Origin of the sequence: Haematobacter missouriensis (genome assembly GCF_000740775.1) — a bacterium.
Classification (GTDB): domain Bacteria; phylum Pseudomonadota; class Alphaproteobacteria; order Rhodobacterales; family Rhodobacteraceae; genus Haematobacter; species Haematobacter missouriensis.
This window is the reverse complement of sequence record NZ_JFGS01000001.1, coordinates 238,231-254,135: the sequence shown is the minus strand read 5'-3', so window position 1 is coordinate 254,135 and position 15,905 is coordinate 238,231. Positions and strand designations below refer to the sequence as shown.

Below are 15,905 nucleotides of genomic sequence, written 5' to 3'. Positions count from 1 at the left end.
GCGGCGCAAGACCGCGGTAGTCAACAACGAGCGACGGGACAGGCAATGAGCGACATCGAGCCGAAAGGCATTTCTCGGCGCGGCCTTATGCGCGTCTTCGCGGCGACCACTCTGGTCGCGGCGCCTACTTACGCTAACGCCTTCGGCTTTTTGCGGGGCGCGGGCGATGTGCGGCGAATCAGCATGTATTCGGGCCGCACCGGGGAAAGCATCGACACGATCTACTGGGTCGAGGGTCAGTACGTTCCCGAAGCGTTGGCAGAAATCACGCATTTCATGCGCGACTGGCGTAACAATCAGAAGATCACCATCGACCCGCGCAACGTGGACATCATGGCCGCGTCGCACCGGCTGATGGATGTATCAGAGCCGTATATGCTGCTCTCTGGCTACCGCTCGCCGCAGACCAACGACATGTTGCGGCGGCAGAGCAGCGGTGTGGCAAAGAACTCCCTTCATCTCAAGGGAATGGCGGCGGACCTTCGGCTCAAATCCCGTTCCGTTGCGCAAATGGCCCGCGCTGCGAAATCCTGTGCAGCTGGCGGGGTCGGCACCTACTCCCGCTCCAACTTCGTCCATATGGATTGCGGCACGGTGCGCACCTGGGGCGCCTGACACCGGCTCCACCGACGAACGATGCGCCGGCGGCCCGATGGGTGCGCCGGCATCGTCTTTTCGTCGTCTGTTCGGCCGATCCCCTCGTTGCGGCCAGCGCCGCGCCGTTCAGCGCGGCAGTTCGTCCGCGATCAGGCGCGTGACCACGCCGGGATCTATATCGTCAGCAACGAAAGCCCGTCCGATATCATGGGCAAGGATGAACCGTAGCCGACCGTCCACCACCTTCTTGTCCTGCCCCATGAGAGTCACCAGCCGTTCGGCCCCGGGCAGTTCACCCGGAATGTCCGACAGCGAGGCTTTCATCCCCATCGCCTGAAGATGGGCGCGCACCCGTCCCGGCAACTCCTGCGCGCAAAAGCCGAGCCGAGCCGACAGGTCGAAGGCCAGCGCACAGCCAATGGCCACCGCCTCGCCATGCAGAAGCCGGTCAGAATAACCCGTCGCGGCCTCGAGCGCATGGGCGAAGGTATGCCCGAGATTGAGGAGCGCACGATCCCCCTCCTCCGTCTCGTCACGCTCCACGACGCGGGCCTTCATTTCCACCGAGCGGACGACTGCCTTTTGCCGGAGTGCGCGATCGCCGGCGGCGAGCCGGATGCCCTCCACCTCCAGCCAGTCGAAGAACACCGGATCACCGAGAAGGCCGTATTTCACCACCTCGCCGTAGCCGGCCAGAAAGTCCCGCGGAGGCAGCGTCGCAAGCGCGCCGGTATCGGCAAGGACGAGGCTGGGCTGATGAAAGGCGCCCACTAGGTTCTTGCCTTGGGCCGTGTTGATTCCGGTCTTGCCCCCTACCGAGCTGTCCACCTGCGCCAGCAGCGACGTCGGGATCTGTACGAAACGCACACCCCGGCGCAGCACGGCAGCGGCGAATCCGGCCAGATCGCCGATGACCCCACCGCCAAGCGCAATGACGATGTCCCGACGCTCCACCTTCGCCTCAAGCAGCCACTCCACCGCACGGGTGAACTGCGGCCAGCCCTTCGTCGATTCGCCAGGAGGGAGCGCCAGCGAGGTCATTTCGATCCCCGCCTTGGCCAAGCCCCGCCCCAGTGTCTCCAGATGCAGGGCCGCCACGTTTTGGTCCGTAATGACCGCCACCCGCGGTCGATGGAGAAGATCGGAGATCTCTTCTCCCGCGCGGGCGATGAGACCGCCTCCGATTCGCACCTCATAAGCGCGATTGCCGAGATCGACGTGAACAGTTTCCATCATTTCCTCTGCAAAACGTCGGGACGGGTCGCAAGCGCTTCGATCAGCCGTCCGGTCATGTCCTCGATGGAGCGGCCCTGCGCGCTTTCCACCATCAGCTCTGCCTGTGCATAATGCGGCTCTCGCGCGCGATGCATCTCACCCAGGGTAGCCCGCGGATCGGCGGTTCGCAGCAGCGGACGATGTGTCCGGTGCCGCACGCGCGACCAGAGCAGGTCGACGTCCGCCTTGAGCCAGACCGACACGGCGCGCTCCGCGATCACGCGGCGATTCTCCTCCGACAGGAACGCCCCGCCCCCGGTGGAAAGCACCCCCGCCGGGCGTTCATCTATGAGACGGCTGATCACCTGCGATTCCTTCCTGCGAAAGAAGGGCTCCCCGTCGCGTTCGAATATCTCCGCGATGGTCCGGTTGGCCGCCTTCACGATCTCCTCATCCGAATCGCGGAAGCGGACCCCGAGCGCACGCGCCAGAGACTGGCCGACCGCCGTCTTGCCCGCGCCCATCATTCCGACGAGCACCACCGTCTTGTTGAGCCGCCAGGTCACTCCCCCGCCTTCCGCGTTCCCGTATTCCGCCTCACGAAATCTTTGCGCCTGAATGGCGTGAACTCGCGCGGAAAGCCAGTTATAATCCGCACTGACCCGGCATAAGACCGGGCGCATAGCCGGATCCGCCCCCGGATCGGCGCGGGACGAGAGCAGGAACAGAACCCTATGACGATCCTTCTGAAGACCATTGCGGTCATCCTCATCCTCGGCTTTCTTGGCCTCGTCGGCTGGTCCTACCTGCCGGGATCGCTGACCCCGTTGCAGGCACAGGTCACGCAGCCGGTGACGCTGAATGTCGATTGAAATACGTGGCCTGCCGCTCATCGCTCTCCTTGCCTTGACGGTGGCATTCCCTGCCAGGGCAGAGCGGCCGCTCTCCGCGATCGACTGGCTCTCCCAGAGCGTCTCGCGTCCTCCGCCGCCCCCCGTGACGGATGAGCCCCGGCCCGCGGCTCCGGTGGAGATCGGCGTTGCGCCGCTGCCGGGCACCAATGCAGATGCCGCCGGCCTGGTCGATGCTGATCGGGCGGAACTGCCGCAGGATCTATGGGGGATCACACCCTCCGCCGAACTCGCGCGGTTGATCGCGGCTCAACCGGTCGATGCGCTGCCGGCGGCGAATGAGACGCTGTTCCGCATCCTTCTGGCCGAGCTCAACCCTCCGGTCGATTCCGATGGCAATGCGGCGCTGTTCCTCGCCCGGATCGACAAGTTGATGGATCTGGGCGCAACGGAGCAGGCGCTGGCATTGCTGGACCGCGAAGGCGCCGATACGCCGCAGAGCTTCCGCCGCTGGTTCGACCTTTCGTTGCTGGCAGGACAGGAGGACCGCACCTGCCCGGAGATGCTGGGACACCCTTCGCTCGCGCCGGGGCTGGCCGCGCGTATCTTCTGCCTTGGTCGGGGGGAGGATTGGGCGGTGGCGATGACCACCTTGCAGGCGGGCCTCGCGCTGGGGGAGATCGATGCCTATGATGGAGAGTTGCTGACCCGTTTCCTCGAGCCGGAAATGGCGGAGGAAAGCGCCCCTCTAGCGCCGCCATCCCGCCCGACAGCTCTGCAATGGCGGTTGTTCGAGGCAGTGGGTGAGGCTATCCCCTCCGGCTCGCTGCCGCTGGCCTTCGCCACCGCGGATCTGCGCAACAACACCGGATGGAAGGCGCGCATCGAGGCTGGCGAGCGTCTCGCCCGGACGGGCGCGCTCGACCCGAACGCTCTCCACGGACTTTATACAGAGCAGCGCGCCGCTGCCTCCGGCGGCGTCTGGGACCGGGTGCGGATCATCCAGCAACTCGACACCGCCGTCACGGAAGCTGAGGCAGGCGATACCGGCCCGCTTTCGCTCATTCTACCGCAGGGTTGGGATCTGCTTGCGCAGAGCGAACTGGAGGTGCCGCTGTCCGCCATGTTCGGCGATCGCGTGGTCTCCCTGACACTGGAGGGCGAGGCTGCGGCAACGGCCTACCGCATGGGCCTGCTCACCGATGCCTATGCCAAGAACGCCCGTGTTCGTGCACCGGGCGGCGCAATGGAAGCTTTCCTGAAAGGCGTGGCCGCAGGCAGCCTGCGCGGTGTCGTTCCTCCGGACCGTATGGCTGGCGCGGTGCGCGACGGGTTGAGAGCCGACGCGGTTCCCGCCGACCTGAAGGGGATGCTCGATTGGCAAAGGCGCGGCGAAGCCGTGCTGAATGCCCTTCTCCGAGTCCGCGCGGGGGCGAGCGGCGATCTCCGGGCGGTCACCGAAGGACTGGCCACGCTCCGCGCTGCGGGCCTGGAGGACGACGCGCGACAGATCGGCCTTCAGCTTATTCTGCTGGATCGCCGGGGATGACCGGCAAGCGCGCCTCGCTGACGTTGATGGAGCGCTGGATCTCTGCCTTTCTGGAGGCCGAAGCGGCAGAGCGTGATGCGGCCCGTAATACGCGGCTCGCCTATGGACGGGATCTGAAGGATTTCGCGGGCTGGCTCGCGCGGCGAGACCTGGACTTTCTGACCGCAGGCCGCGCCGATGTGGAGGACTATCTCGTGTTCTGCGAGGCGCAGGGTCTGTCCCGTGCCACGCGCGCGCGGCGGCTGGCGGCGATCCGGCAGCTTTACCGCTTCGCCGTCGATGACGGTCTGCGCGAAGATCACCCTGCCATCCGCATCACAGGCCCAGGCCGGGATCAGCGTCTGCCCGGCACCCTCAGCGTGGCGGAGGTGGAGCGGCTGCTCGACGCCGCACGCAACTTCGGCAAGACACAGGGGGAGCGGTTCCGCAACGCCTGTCTCATGGAAGTGCTGTATGCGACGGGGATGCGCGTCTCGGAGCTGGTGAGCCTGCCAGTTTCCGGTGCCCGTGGCGATCCCCGAATGCTGCTTGTCCGCGGCAAGGGCGGGCGGGAACGGATGGTGCCGCTTTCTACCCCCGCACGGGAGGCGCTGGTAACCTGGCTCGCCCACCGCGACGCCGGGGAGGAAAGCGAGAAGCTGGCAGGCCGTGCGCCCTCCCGCTACTTGTTCCCCTCCTTCGGGCGCGAGGGGCACCTGACACGGATCCACTTCCACACGCTGATCAAGCGGTTCGCTGTGGCGGCGGGCGTCGATCCCGGTCAGGTCACCCCTCACACGCTTCGCCACGCCTTCGCCACCCATCTGCTGGAGCGCGGGGCGGACCTGCGGGTGATCCAGACCCTGCTCGGCCATGCCGACCTCGCCACCACTGAGATCTATACGCACGTGGTGGAGGAGCGGCTGAAAGAACTGGTCCTGACCCGACATCCGCTTGCCCGGACAGCCGGGGATCCTCCTCCGGCCGAAGCGGGCGACGACTGACAAGGCAACGCACGCCAAGGGAAATCACCCCATGAACGGCGCGCGATCAGGTTGCACACCGGATCGCGCTACCAGGATCATCGGGCCGGTCTGCCGGTATCGATCAGATCACCGCCTCGATCAGGAAAGGACCTTCGCGCGACAGGGCGGCGCGAAGCGCGGCACTGAAGGCTTTCGGCGTCTCCACCCGTGTGCCCTCCACACCCAGACCCGCCGCCAGTGTCACCCAGTCGATATCGGGATTGCCCAGATCGAGCATCCGCGTGGCATTCACGCCCGGCGCGCCGGCACCGACATTCGCAAGTTCCCCGCGCAGAATAGCATATTCGCGATTGGCATAGATGATGTTGACGATGTTCAGCCGTTCCCGCGCCTGCGTCCACAAGGCCTGCACGGTGTACATGCCACTGCCATCTGCCTGCATGGCGATCACCTTCCGCCCCGGCGCGCCTATAGCGGCACCGGTCGCCATCGGAAGGCCCTCTCCGATCGCACCTCCGGTCAGCGCAAGCAGGTCATGCGGCGCGGCAGAGGCCGTCATCGGAGCGATCTCCGCGCCGGAGGTGATCGCCTCATTGATGATGACGGCGCCTTCGGGCAGCAGCGCTCCGACCGCCTGTGCAATCGCGCGGGGGGTCAGCGCACCCTCATCCTCCGGCAGAGCAGGGGGAGAGAATGGGGAGAGCTTCGCCCGTACGGACGCGGGGAGCGAGAGGACACTCGCAACGCCCTCCAGCGCCTCCAGCATGTCCTGACCGGGTTCGGCGAGGGTGAGCACCTCGCAGCCCGGCGGAACGAGACTCCCCGGCTTGCCCGGATAGGCAAAGAAGGCGACCGGCGCGCGCGCGCCGACGAGGATCATCACCTCCACCCCTTCCACGGCCTTCAGAGCGAGATCGACCGGATAGGGCCTGCACGGGATATCCACCCGCCCCGCCCCGCGCGCGATGCGGCGGTTCGACTGCTCGGCCATCAGCCGCGCACCCGTCGCCTCAGCTAGACGCCCGGCGGCCTCCAGCGGATCGGACAGCAGCGCACTGTCGCCAAGGAGCAAAAGCACTTTCTTGCCGCTGCGAAGGGCGCGGGCCGCAGCCTCCACCGCCTCTGAGGGAACCCGTGGGCGACGCGGGGCAGCAGGTGTCACAAGGGCCGCGTCAGACGGCCCCCAGGCCACGTCCGCCGGCAGGATCAGCGTGGCGATACCGCCGGGCTCTCCTCGTGCGGCAACGATCGCATCGGCGGTATCGCGTGAGACGGTGCCGTGGCTGACCCGACGCACCCAGTTGGACATGGGCCGCGCGAGGCTGTCGATATCGCTGGTCAGCGGCGCATCGAGGGCAACGTGATAGCCCGCGTGATCCCCTACGACGTTGATCATCGGCGTGCGCGCCCGACGCGCATTGTGCAGGTTGGCCAGCCCGTTGGCCAACCCCGGCCCGGTATGAAGCAGTGTCGCTGCCGGTTTGCCGGCCATACGGGCATATCCGTCCGCGGCCCCCGTCACCACGCCTTCGAACAGGCCGAGCACGCAGCGCATCGACGGTTTGCGATCAAGCGCGGCGACGAAATGCATTTCAGAAGTGCCAGGGTTGGCAAAGCAGGTATCGACCCCGGCCGCCAGAAGCGTGTCGCAGAGAGTGTCCGCTCCCGTGCTTCCGGGTTTACCCTCTGCCGAAAGGCGTTGCCCGGCATCCTTCGTCTCTGGCCTGTCCATTCCCAGCTCCTTCTCCCCTTGTCGCCACCAAACCTGACAGCGAGTCGGCGGCATCCTAGACCGGGGAGGGTGAAAGATCCCATAGCGGAGCGTGCGCCATCACGGCTTTATCCGGACTGGGCCGGATACTTGCCTTTGGAAGCCGACGGGAGGATAAGCTCTGCGCTTTCCAGACAGGTCCGCACCGATGTCCTCCCGCCCTGCCCGCGCGCTTACCACCTTGGCCGATCTTAGACGCGAAGGGTTGATACCTGACTCTGCGGAGGCATCTCTGGCTCCGGTAGCGGAGGCGTTCCGCATCCGTCTTACCCCCGCCGTGCAACGGTCACTGGGGGAGACGGCGGAGCCAGGGGTGGCGCTGCAATATGTGCCCACGACGGCAGAGCTGACCATCCGGCCAGAGGAGCTGGCCGACCCCATAGGCGATGCGGCCCACAGCCCGGTAAAGGGGCTCACGCACCGCTACCCCGACCGGGTCATCCTCCACATCACCCAGACCTGCGAGGTCTATTGCCGTTTTTGCTTCAGGCGGGAGGCGGTGGGCGGCGCCGGCACCTTGACTGAGACGGAGGTGGAGGCGGCGCTGGCCTATGTGGGCGCGCATCCGGCGATCTGGGAAGTGATCTTGACGGGGGGCGACCCCATGGTCCTGTCCGCCCGGCGCATCGGGCAGATCCTCTCCCGCATCGCCGCTATCCCGCATGTGGAGATCATCCGCTTCCACACCCGCGTTCCCGTGGTGGCCCCGGAACGCATCGACGACGCACTGCTCGACGCGTTGAGGGTCCGGCCGCAGGTCATGGTCGTCCTCCATACCAACCACCCGGCCGAGATGACCGCGGAGGCGGCGGGTGCGCTCTCCCGGCTTGCGGGCGCGGGGATCGTATTGCGGTCGCAGAGCGTCCTGCTCCGTGGCGTGAACGACGATGCCGATACACTGGAGGCCCTGTTCCGCGGGCTTGTCCGCAACCGGGTGCAGCCCTACTACCTCCACCATTGCGACCTTGCACGCGGCACGGGGCATTTCCGCACGACGATAGCCGAGGGCCAGCGTCTGATGGCGGAGCTGCGCGGGCGGCTCTCCGGTCACTGTCTGCCGACCTACGTGCTCGACATTCCCGGCGGCTACGGCAAGGTGCCGATCGGACCGGGCTATGTCGCGGAAGGCGCGGAACCGGGAAGCCATGTCGTGACGGACCCGAAGGGCGGGCGGCACGGCTACCGCGATCCGTCCCGGTCGGCGGAGGCCGCCGCAGCAGAAGGCCCGGAAGCCTCCCCTGTCGTGTGACGACCTCTGAAAGGAGTCAAGCTTCGCGGCGGCGCCCCGTCTCGCTGTCGAAGAAATGCGCCTCGCCCGGCGCGGCGGCGATACGGAGCTTGTCCCCTTCCGCGACGCGCGTATGGCCCGGAAGCCGCACGACGAAACCCGGCACCTCCGGCCCCGCACCCGGCAGGCGCGCGTGAACATAGGCATCCGCCCCCAAAGTCTCCACGGCAAAGGCTGTGACATCGAGACCAGGCGTATCCGCCCCCACCAGCTGCACATGTTCCGGCCGGAGACCGAAGGTCAGCGGACCCGCAGGCACGCTATCGGCCAGCGGGAGGAGACCACCGCCGGGAAGCTGCACACCACCCGCAGCGGCCGTCCCGGGCAGGAGGTTCATCGCGGGCGAGCCAATGAAACCCGCGACGAAAGCCGTGGCGGGCCTGTCATAGATCGCCATGGGGGTGTCGATCTGCTCCGCCACACCGGCATTCATCACGATGAGCCGGTCGGCCAGCGTCATCGCCTCCACCTGATCGTGGGTCACGTACAGCGTTGTCGTGTTGACGGTGCGCTGCAACTCCTTGATCTGCAGGCGCATTTGAACGCGTAGCTTGGCATCTAGGTTGGAAAGCGGCTCATCCAGCAGGAAAGCCGCCGGATCGCGCACCAGCGCCCGCCCCATCGCGACACGCTGCCGTTGACCGCCCGACAACTGGCGCGGCTTGCGGTCCAGATACGGCGCCAGTTCCAACATCTTCGCGGCACGGCTCACACGCTCCGCGATCTCCGCCTTCGACAGCCCCGCGATCTTCAGCCCATAGGCCATGTTGTCCCGCACGCTCATATGCGGATAGAGCGCATAGTTCTGGAACACCATCGCGATGTCACGCTCGCGCGGTTCCAGATCGTTGACGACACGGCCGTCGATGAAAACGCTGCCGCCGGTGATCCTCTCCAGCCCCGCGACCATGCGCAGCAGAGTGGACTTGCCGCAGCCGGAAGGGCCGACGATCACGATGAACTCGCCATCCGCGATGTCGATGGAGACACCATGGATGACTTCCTGCGGCCCGTAGGATTTGCGCAGGTCGGAAAGGGTGATGCGGGCCATTATTTCTCCGTCTCGACGAGGCCCTTCACGAACCACCGCTGCATCAGCACGACCACGAGGATCGGCGGCAGCATGGCCAGGACCGCGGTCACCATCACAAGGTGCCAGGGGGTATCCGCATCGGCAAAGGAGATCATTTTCCTCAGCGCGATGACGATGGTGTTCATGTCATTGGAATTCGTCACCAGGAGCGGCCAGAGATACTGGGTCCAGCCGTAGATGAACAGGATGACGAACAAGGCGGCGATATTGGTATAGGAAAGCGGCAGCAGGATATCCTTGAAGAAGCGCCACGGCCCGGCACCATCGACCCGCGCGGCCTCCAGCAATTCGTTCGGGATGGTCATGAAGAACTGGCGGAACAGCAACGTCGCGGTGGCGGAAGCAATGAGCGGCAGGATCAGCCCGGCATAAGTGTCGATCAGGTTGAGGTCCACCATCACCTTGTAGGTAGGCAGAATCCGCACCTCCACCGGAAGCATCAAGGTGATGAAAATCACCCAGAAGCACACCATGCGCAGCGGGAAGCGGAAGAACACGATGGCATAGGCGGAGGCGAGCGAGATCACGATCTTGCCGACCGCGATGCCCAGAGCCACGACGGTTGTGTTGAACAGCAACCATCCCACGCTGACCCCGCCGATACGGGAAACCCCGCCCGACAGCGCGTCGCGGTAATTTTCCACCGCTTCCGGCCCCGGAACGAGAGGCAGCGGCGGACGAAGGATCGTCATCAGAGAATGCGTGGAGGCGACCCAGACATAATAGATCGGGAACGCCACGACCATCACGGCCAGGATCATCCATAGATGCGCCCAGGCGCGGGAGCCGGGGGTGGAGCCGACGGGTTCCTCAACCATAGTGAACCCTCCGTTCGATGTAGCGGAACTGGAAGGCGGTCAGCGCGATGACGATCACCATGAGGATCACCGATTGCGCAGCCGAGGAGCCGAGCTGAAGGTTGACGAAGCCGTCGTTGTAAACCTTGTAAACCAGCGTCTCCGTCGCCTTCCCGGGACCGCCGCCCGTCACGGCATGGATGATGCCGAAGGTATCGAACAGCGCATAGACGGTGTTGACCACCAGCAGGAAGAAGGTGGTGGGCGCCAGCAGCGGAAAGACGATCGTCCAGAAGCGCCGGATCGGACGCGCGCCGTCGATGGCTGCGGCCTCCAGCAGTGAGCGGGGAATCGCCTGGAGTCCAGCGACAAAGAACAGGAAATTGTAGCTGATCTGCTTCCAGCTCGCCGCCGCGACGACAAGCGTCATCGCCTGCCCGCCGTTCAGGAGAGGATCCCAGTGCAGGCCCATCTGCCGAAGCGGCCAGGCGAGCGTGCCGAAGGAGGGGTTGAACATGAAAAGCCATAGCATCCCGGCGATGGCCGGGGCGACCGCATAGGGCCAGATCATCATGGTGCGATAGAAGCCCCTACCGCGCACGACCTTCTCCGCCTGCACGGCAAGGAGCAGGGCGATACTCATCGACAGGAATGCCGTTGCCACCGAAAATACCGCGGTCACGTGAAGGCTGTTCAGGTAGGCGGGATCGGACAGCACCCTGCGGAAATTCGCGAAGCCCACGAAGGTGGTTTTCAGCCCGAAGGGGTCCTCGCGCAGCATGGACTGCCAGAGCGCTTGTCCGGCGGGCCAGTAAAAGAAGATCGCGGTTATGACGAGTTGTGGAAGGACCAGCAAGAGAGGTAGCAGCCGGTGAGGAAAGACGACCCTGTTCATTCAGGACTCCGATAAGGCCCGCCCGTCGCCGGACGGACCCGCTTCATTTACGCGCTCAGTTACCCAGCGCCTGACGGATCGCGGCATTGCCCCGCTCGACGGCATTATCAAGCGCCTGTTGCGCCGTCTGCTGGCCGGCGAGCATCTTCTCGAACTCCTCGTTCTCGATGTCGCGGACTTGCGGCAGATTGACCAGACGAACGCCCTTGGAATTCTCCGTCGGAGCCTTGCCCATCATCTGCAGGATCGGTGTCTCCCGGCCGGGGTTCTTGTCATAGAAGCCGCTGGCCTTTGTCGCCTCATAGGCTTTCAGCGTCACGGGCAAGTAGCCCGAGGTCTGATGCAGGTATTCCTGCACCTCCGTCTGCGACAGATACTGGAAGAAGGCCGCGACGCCCTTGTAGATTTCATCCGACTTGCCGCCCATCACCCACAGGCTCGCCCCGCCGGGCGTCGTGTTCTGCGGCGCGCCGGCGGCCTCGCTGTCATAGGGAAGCTGCCCGATGCCGTAGTTCATACCCGATTTGACGATATCTCCAAGCCCGCCAGAAGATTCGGTCAGGATCCCGCATTCGCCGGACAGGAAGATCTGCTTGGCCTCCGATGTCCGCCCGCCGTAGCGGAATGCCCCTTCCTTGGCGAGATCGGCGATCGCCTGAAAGTGGTTCACGTAGATCGGCGCATTGATCTTGAGTTCCACGTCCGAGCCGGCAAGCCCGTTTTCGTTGGTGCCGAAGGAGACGTTGTTCCAGGCCGCAAAATTCTCGGTATGAATCCAGGTGAGCCAGGTGGAGGTATAACCACAGGGCGCGGCCCCGGAAGCCTTGATCTTGCGGGCCGCGTCCCAGACTTCGTTCCATGTCTTCGGCGGCGCGTTGGGATCCAGTCCGGCTTTTTCGAACACGTCCTTGTTGTAATAGAGAATGGGCGAGGACGAGTTGTACGGGAAGGACAGCATCGTCCCGTCGGGCTTGGAATAATAGGCCACGATCCCCGGCAGGTACTGCGTTCTGTCGAATGTCGCGCCCGCATCCGTCAGAACATCCGCCACCGGCTTGATTGCGCCTTCTGCCGCCATCATGACGCCCGTTCCGACGTCGAATACCTGAATGATGTCGGGTGACTGACCGGCGCGGAAGGCGGCGATGCCGGCGTTCAGCGTCTCAGGATAGGTGCCCTTGAAGACCGGTTGGAGTTCGTAGTCGGACTGCGAGGCATTGAAATCGCTGGCGATCTTGTTGACCACTTCCGAGTTCGCGCCCGTCATCGCATGCCACCAGCTGATCTGGGTCTTGGCCTCAACGCTCAGCGGGACGAGTGCGATCGTCGCTGCGAGAATTGCCTTCAGTGTCATTCGGAGGACCTCCTGGGATTCGGTACACGCGGGCTTACGGAAAAGACATGGCAGGTTTGTGAAACCCGTCCGGCAAGCGGCATCTGTCAGGAGGAAATAACTGGATGACATCAGAAAGCGCCGCGGCTCTGCTATGCCGGGCGTATCAGATCAGTCATCTGCGCGAGGGGAACCCTCAAGGGAGTGAACCCCGGCACCGGAGGGGACCATTAGGCCCACACCTCAAACGGTGCCGGGGAAGCAGACCGGCCACGGCGACCTCCCCAACCGCGCGTAGCCGGCGAACAACGCCCCGAACCACCCCTCCCCTGGCTGGTGCGTGGAACGTTTGTTCTGCAACAAACATGACAATTCGTTCCAAACCTGTCAATAGAGAAAGCGGCGAAGCGTATATATGCCTGATATTTGTGCACATATAGTGCGCAATGCGTTAAAAACCGGGAAATCAGCGCTGGTGGGGTCGAGTAAAATAGAATATATGTTCCAAAATATACTCTGGTACCGCTCACATTTACAGTTCATGCCCAAGAAGACAGACACCCAGCCCGCCTCAGCCTTTGCTCCCCCTGGCGATATCGACACGCTACGGGAACATCTTCGCGCGAGAGAATCACGCCTCCCCCGTCGTCTTGGAGAGGTGGCGGCCTTCGCCCTCACAAGGCCGGAAGAAATGGCGCTGGGCACGACGGCGGAAATTGCGCGCGCGGCTGGGGTCCAACCCTCCACCCTTGTGCGTTTTGCCCAGACACTTGGATATGACGGTTTCAGCGACATGCAGGCCGTCTTCCGCAGCCCCTATCTGCAGAAGCCACAGACCTCCCCCGCCACGGGTACGCTGGGCGGCTTCCTTGATGCGGCCGCCCGCTCCGTGGAATCGGCTCGCCAGTCCATCACCGAGGAGCGGTTCGAGACGGCGGTTGACCTGCTGGCCCGGGCGGAGACCATCTTTCTGATCGCCCGCCGCCGCGCCTTCCCCATCGCCAGCAGCATGGCCTACACCTTCGGCCGCATGAAAATCCGCTCACAGCTCATCGGAACCGCTCAGGGGATCGAGGATGAGATGCTGGACCTCGCGCGGCCCGGAGACGCGGCGCTGGTGGTGAGCTTCTGGCCCTATTCGCGCGATGCGGTGCACCAGACGCGCAACCTCCGGGAGCGCGGTCTGCCCGTCATTGCGCTGACTGACGGGCCGGACAGCCCCGTTGCCGCCCTCGCTCGCGTATCGCTCATGCTCACAGAAGCGGAGCATGAGGGGTTGCGGCTGCTCTCCGGCAGCATAGCCGTCGCCACGGCGATAACGGCGGCGGTGGCCGAACGGCGGGGGATTGGCGAGTGAGATTTGCCTCTCCCTGACCGGATCCGCGCTCACAGCCATGGCCACCTGGCGCAGAGCAGGACACGGGCTTCGCCCGCAGCCGCAGTCGAAGGCTGGCAAACGAGCAGTGTCAGAACTCCTGCCCGCCGATCCGCTCTCCCCAGGCAGGGCTACCGGTCTTGTCAGACTGGCGACAGGCCCGCGCGGAAGCGGCGCATGTTTGCCTGATAGCTTTCCGCGCTCCTGTCCAGTCGAGCGCGGGCTTCCTCGTCCAACGGGCGGATGATGCGACCGGGAGCACCCATCACCAGGCTGCCGTCCGGGATTTCCTTACCCTCCGGGATGAGAGCACCTGCGCCGATGAGGCAGTGCCGCCCGATGCGCGCCCCGTTCAGGACGGTCGCGCCCATGCCGATGAGCGTGGAATCGCCAATGGTGCAGCCGTGCAGCATGGCCTTGTGACCGATGGTGCAGTTTCGTCCGATCACCAGAGGAAAGCCGATGTCGGTATGGCAAACCACGTTCTCCTGCACATTGGAGCCTTCGCCCACCGTGATGCGCTCGTTGTCGCCCCGCAGCACGGCACCGAACCAGACGGAGCCCCCGTCCTCGATCAGCACATCGCCGATGAGCACCGCCGTCGGCGCGATCCAGTAGTCTCCGCTTGGCGGCACCTGCGGTGCCACGCCATCCAGCGCATAGATCATGTCCCTCTCCCTTTCAGCCCTTGTTGCGGCGGGTGAATTCCTCATTCAGACCGCGCACGAATCCCACCAGACCGCTCCGCCGCTTTCTTTCCAGCCGCTCCGCCGTGACGATGGCCCTCAGTTCCTCTTCCGCCGCGTCAATGTCATGGTTGATCAGCACGTAGTCATATTCCGACCAGCGGCTGATCTCATCCAGACTCCGCGCCATGCGCGCGGCGATGACCTCGTCAGGATCCTGCCCGCGCCCGCGAAGCCGCTGCTCAAGCTCCTTGATGGAGGGCGGAAGGATGAAGACGGACACGACATCCTCCCCCAACCCGGAGTTTCGGATCTGCTGGCCACCCTGCCAGTCAACGTCGAACAGCATGTCCTTTCCCTGCGAAAGCGCGGCCTCCACCGGCCCTCGAGGGGAACCATAGAGGTTCCCGAACACTTCAGCATGCTCAAGCATCTCGCCCGCGGCCACCATCGCTTCAAACTCATCCCGCGTGCGGAAGAAGTATTCCCGCCCCTCGACCTCTCCCGGCCGAGGCGAGCGCGTCGTTGCGGAGACAGAAAACCCGATGGTCGGATCCCAGGTTGTCAGTCGCTTGGACAAGGTCGATTTGCCCGCGCCGGAGGGCGAGGACAGGATGAGCAGGATGCCGCGACGCGCGATGCTGCGCCCTCCCGGGTCATCGGAGAGCGGAACTTGCGTCGGTATCTCAGGCGGCATGGGTTAACCTTTTGTTCACTTTTCGCTGCCGCCCTGCGGCAAACAACGATATTAAAGTTTCGGTAAGGACGCTGACTGCGCTTGGCAACAACCAACCGGTCGACGCGCCCCGGTTTGGAGTACGAGTGTCATGAGTAACATCCGCATGGACGGGGTCGAGAGCGATCCCGTCCACCTTATCCGCACGGCTTGGGAAAAGGCTTGCCGGGAGCTTCCGGTTCATGGATTGCCGCCCCGTTCCGCCCTCGCAGGGACGGCAATTGCCGGTGCACTCCACGCCTGTTTCCTGTTGACCCGCGATGCGTCCTGGGGCTGGCGTTTCCGCTACGCGGGAAGGAGCCTGTCCGCCCTCACCGGAGAGGAGCCCGAACGCCTCCCTTTCGGCGCGATCTTTGAACCGGGCACGCGCGGGCGTATCGCCGCCTGCCTCGAAGCCGTGACGATCGACCGGGCACGCGCCGAACTCTCCCTCACCGAAAGCGGGTGCGAGCGACGCATGGTGCTCCTGCCGCTTGCCCCGGACGCTGCCGGTCGCCCGCTTATCCTTGGTGCAATTCAGAACGTCGCCAGTAACCGGAAGCCTGCGGCGAATGGCACCCCGCTCCTGACCCTCGGTACTGTACGCCTTGTCCCGGCCGAGGAAAGCAAGGTTATCCGCGTGACATTCGGACGCTCGATTCCCGGCGCACGCCCTGATGGGGCGGACGGCCTTTACACCCGCCGCTCGTGAGGCCATGCGGAACCCGGGCGGGAGGTAAGCTGTTCTTCCTTGACCTTGCCGGCGGCACGCGCC

The 15,905-nt window shown here is 64.8% G+C and carries 16 protein-coding genes; 7 read left to right on the top strand and 9 right to left on the bottom strand.

The features are described 5' to 3' along the window. Positions 1-45: 45 nt before the first annotated feature. Positions 46-615 carry a peptidoglycan L,D-endopeptidase MepK gene (gene mepK / locus CG51_RS01240; RefSeq protein ID WP_035740925.1) on the top strand — a complete coding sequence of 190 codons (570 nt, stop codon included), beginning with the start codon at positions 46-48 and terminating at the stop codon, positions 613-615. Between the two features lie 108 nt (positions 616-723). Here mepK and aroB read toward each other — a convergent pair whose 3' ends face one another. Together aroB and CG51_RS01230 are read right to left on the bottom strand one after the other, a co-directional pair. Next, on the bottom strand, positions 724-1,833 hold the full coding sequence (gene aroB / locus CG51_RS01235; RefSeq protein ID WP_035740923.1) for a 3-dehydroquinate synthase: 1,110 nt from the start codon (positions 1,831-1,833) through the stop codon (positions 724-726). Continuing rightward, complete coding sequence (locus CG51_RS01230; protein WP_035740921.1) at positions 1,830-2,378, bottom strand: shikimate kinase; 549 nt, start codon at positions 2,376-2,378, stop codon at positions 1,830-1,832. The genes aroB and CG51_RS01230 overlap by 4 nt, the downstream gene beginning before the upstream one ends. 168 nt (positions 2,379-2,546) lie before the next feature. Between CG51_RS01230 and CG51_RS19865 the strand changes: the two genes are divergently transcribed. Genes CG51_RS19865 through CG51_RS01220 form a run of 3 tightly spaced genes read left to right on the top strand, consistent with a single transcriptional unit; the run spans position 2,547 to position 5,195 of the window. Further along, on the top strand, positions 2,547-2,684 hold the full coding sequence (locus tag CG51_RS19865; RefSeq protein ID WP_156961323.1) for a hypothetical protein: 138 nt from the start codon (positions 2,547-2,549) through the stop codon (positions 2,682-2,684). After that, a complete protein-coding gene (locus CG51_RS01225) occupies positions 2,674-4,212 on the top strand; it encodes a hypothetical protein (protein ID WP_035740920.1) in 1,539 nt (512 codons plus the stop codon). Before CG51_RS19865 ends, CG51_RS01225 begins: the two co-directional genes overlap by 11 nt. Then, positions 4,209-5,195 (top strand): tyrosine recombinase, encoded by a 987-nt coding sequence (locus CG51_RS01220; RefSeq protein ID WP_084694973.1) that lies wholly within the window; start codon positions 4,209-4,211, stop codon positions 5,193-5,195. Before CG51_RS01225 ends, CG51_RS01220 begins: the two co-directional genes overlap by 4 nt. Positions 5,196-5,298: 103 nt before the next feature. On the opposite strand, the gene CG51_RS01215 is transcribed toward CG51_RS01220, so the two are convergent. Then, entirely contained in the window at positions 5,299-6,909 is a 1,611-nt protein-coding gene (locus CG51_RS01215; protein ID WP_084694972.1) for an acetolactate synthase large subunit, read from the bottom strand. 187 nt (positions 6,910-7,096) lie between these two features. On the opposite strand from CG51_RS01215, the gene CG51_RS01210 reads away from it, so the two are divergent. After that, positions 7,097-8,197, top strand: a complete 1,101-nt coding sequence (locus CG51_RS01210) for a lysine-2,3-aminomutase-like protein (RefSeq protein ID WP_051929963.1) — start codon at positions 7,097-7,099, stop codon at positions 8,195-8,197. A gap of 16 nt (positions 8,198-8,213) precedes the next feature. Here the strand turns inward: CG51_RS01210 and CG51_RS01205 are convergent, their stop codons facing one another. The 4 genes from CG51_RS01205 to ugpB are packed head-to-tail and all read right to left on the bottom strand — an operon-like array spanning position 8,214 to position 12,375. Next, positions 8,214-9,287: a sn-glycerol-3-phosphate import ATP-binding protein UgpC gene (locus CG51_RS01205; protein ID WP_035740918.1), complete on the bottom strand. Its 1,074-nt coding sequence runs from the start codon at positions 9,285-9,287 to the stop codon at positions 8,214-8,216. Continuing rightward, positions 9,287-10,147: a sn-glycerol-3-phosphate ABC transporter permease UgpE gene (ugpE, locus tag CG51_RS01200; protein WP_035740917.1), complete on the bottom strand. Its 861-nt coding sequence runs from the start codon at positions 10,145-10,147 to the stop codon at positions 9,287-9,289. Before ugpE ends, CG51_RS01205 begins: the two co-directional genes overlap by 1 nt. Then, the gene (gene ugpA / locus CG51_RS01195) at positions 10,140-11,021 is read right to left on the bottom strand and encodes a sn-glycerol-3-phosphate ABC transporter permease UgpA (protein WP_035740916.1); all 882 of its coding nucleotides are present in this window, start codon (positions 11,019-11,021) and stop codon (positions 10,140-10,142) included. Before ugpA ends, ugpE begins: the two co-directional genes overlap by 8 nt. 55 nt (positions 11,022-11,076) lie before the next feature. Next, positions 11,077-12,375 (bottom strand): sn-glycerol-3-phosphate ABC transporter substrate-binding protein UgpB, encoded by a 1,299-nt coding sequence (gene ugpB / locus CG51_RS01190; RefSeq protein WP_035740915.1) that lies wholly within the window; start codon positions 12,373-12,375, stop codon positions 11,077-11,079. 520 nt (positions 12,376-12,895) lie between these two features. Here ugpB and CG51_RS01185 point away from each other — a divergent pair. After that, positions 12,896-13,711, top strand: a complete 816-nt coding sequence (locus CG51_RS01185; protein WP_035741290.1) for a MurR/RpiR family transcriptional regulator — start codon at positions 12,896-12,898, stop codon at positions 13,709-13,711. A 161-nt stretch (positions 13,712-13,872) separates the two neighbouring features. On the opposite strand, the gene CG51_RS01180 is transcribed toward CG51_RS01185, so the two are convergent. Next, on the bottom strand, positions 13,873-14,397 hold the full coding sequence (locus CG51_RS01180) for a gamma carbonic anhydrase family protein (RefSeq protein ID WP_035740914.1): 525 nt from the start codon (positions 14,395-14,397) through the stop codon (positions 13,873-13,875). 13 nt (positions 14,398-14,410) lie between these two features. After that, positions 14,411-15,055: a guanylate kinase gene (gene gmk, locus CG51_RS01175; protein ID WP_035741288.1), complete on the bottom strand. Its 645-nt coding sequence runs from the start codon at positions 15,053-15,055 to the stop codon at positions 14,411-14,413. Positions 15,056-15,242: 187 nt separating this feature from the next. On the opposite strand from gmk, the gene CG51_RS19010 reads away from it, so the two are divergent. After that, positions 15,243-15,842, top strand: a complete 600-nt coding sequence (locus CG51_RS19010; protein ID WP_051929962.1) for a PAS domain-containing protein — start codon at positions 15,243-15,245, stop codon at positions 15,840-15,842. Positions 15,843-15,905: the final 63 nt, after the last annotated feature.

Bases quoted from the DNA above. Each gene is read 5' to 3' on its own strand.
- CG51_RS01220 (WP_084694973.1), top strand. From the start codon at position 4,209: ATGACCGGCAAGCGCGCCTCGCTGACGTTGATGGAGCGCTGGATCTCT.
- CG51_RS01225 (WP_035740920.1), top strand. From the start codon at position 2,674: ATGTCGATTGAAATACGTGGCCTGCCGCTCATCGCTCTCCTTGCCTTG.
- CG51_RS19010 (WP_051929962.1), top strand. From the start codon at position 15,243: ATGAGTAACATCCGCATGGACGGGGTCGAGAGCGATCCCGTCCACCTT.
- CG51_RS19865 (WP_156961323.1), top strand. From the start codon at position 2,547: ATGACGATCCTTCTGAAGACCATTGCGGTCATCCTCATCCTCGGCTTT.
- CG51_RS01185 (WP_035741290.1), top strand. From the start codon at position 12,896: ATGCCCAAGAAGACAGACACCCAGCCCGCCTCAGCCTTTGCTCCCCCT.
- CG51_RS01180 (WP_035740914.1), bottom strand. From the start codon at position 14,397: ATGATCTATGCGCTGGATGGCGTGGCACCGCAGGTGCCGCCAAGCGGA.
- aroB (WP_035740923.1), bottom strand. From the start codon at position 1,833: ATGATGGAAACTGTTCACGTCGATCTCGGCAATCGCGCTTATGAGGTG.
- CG51_RS01210 (WP_051929963.1), top strand. From the start codon at position 7,097: ATGTCCTCCCGCCCTGCCCGCGCGCTTACCACCTTGGCCGATCTTAGA.
- ugpA (WP_035740916.1), bottom strand. From the start codon at position 11,021: ATGAACAGGGTCGTCTTTCCTCACCGGCTGCTACCTCTCTTGCTGGTC.
- ugpB (WP_035740915.1), bottom strand. From the start codon at position 12,375: ATGACACTGAAGGCAATTCTCGCAGCGACGATCGCACTCGTCCCGCTG.
- ugpE (WP_035740917.1), bottom strand. From the start codon at position 10,147: ATGGTTGAGGAACCCGTCGGCTCCACCCCCGGCTCCCGCGCCTGGGCG.
- CG51_RS01205 (WP_035740918.1), bottom strand. From the start codon at position 9,287: ATGGCCCGCATCACCCTTTCCGACCTGCGCAAATCCTACGGGCCGCAG.
- mepK (WP_035740925.1), top strand. From the start codon at position 46: ATGAGCGACATCGAGCCGAAAGGCATTTCTCGGCGCGGCCTTATGCGC.
- CG51_RS01215 (WP_084694972.1), bottom strand. From the start codon at position 6,909: ATGGACAGGCCAGAGACGAAGGATGCCGGGCAACGCCTTTCGGCAGAG.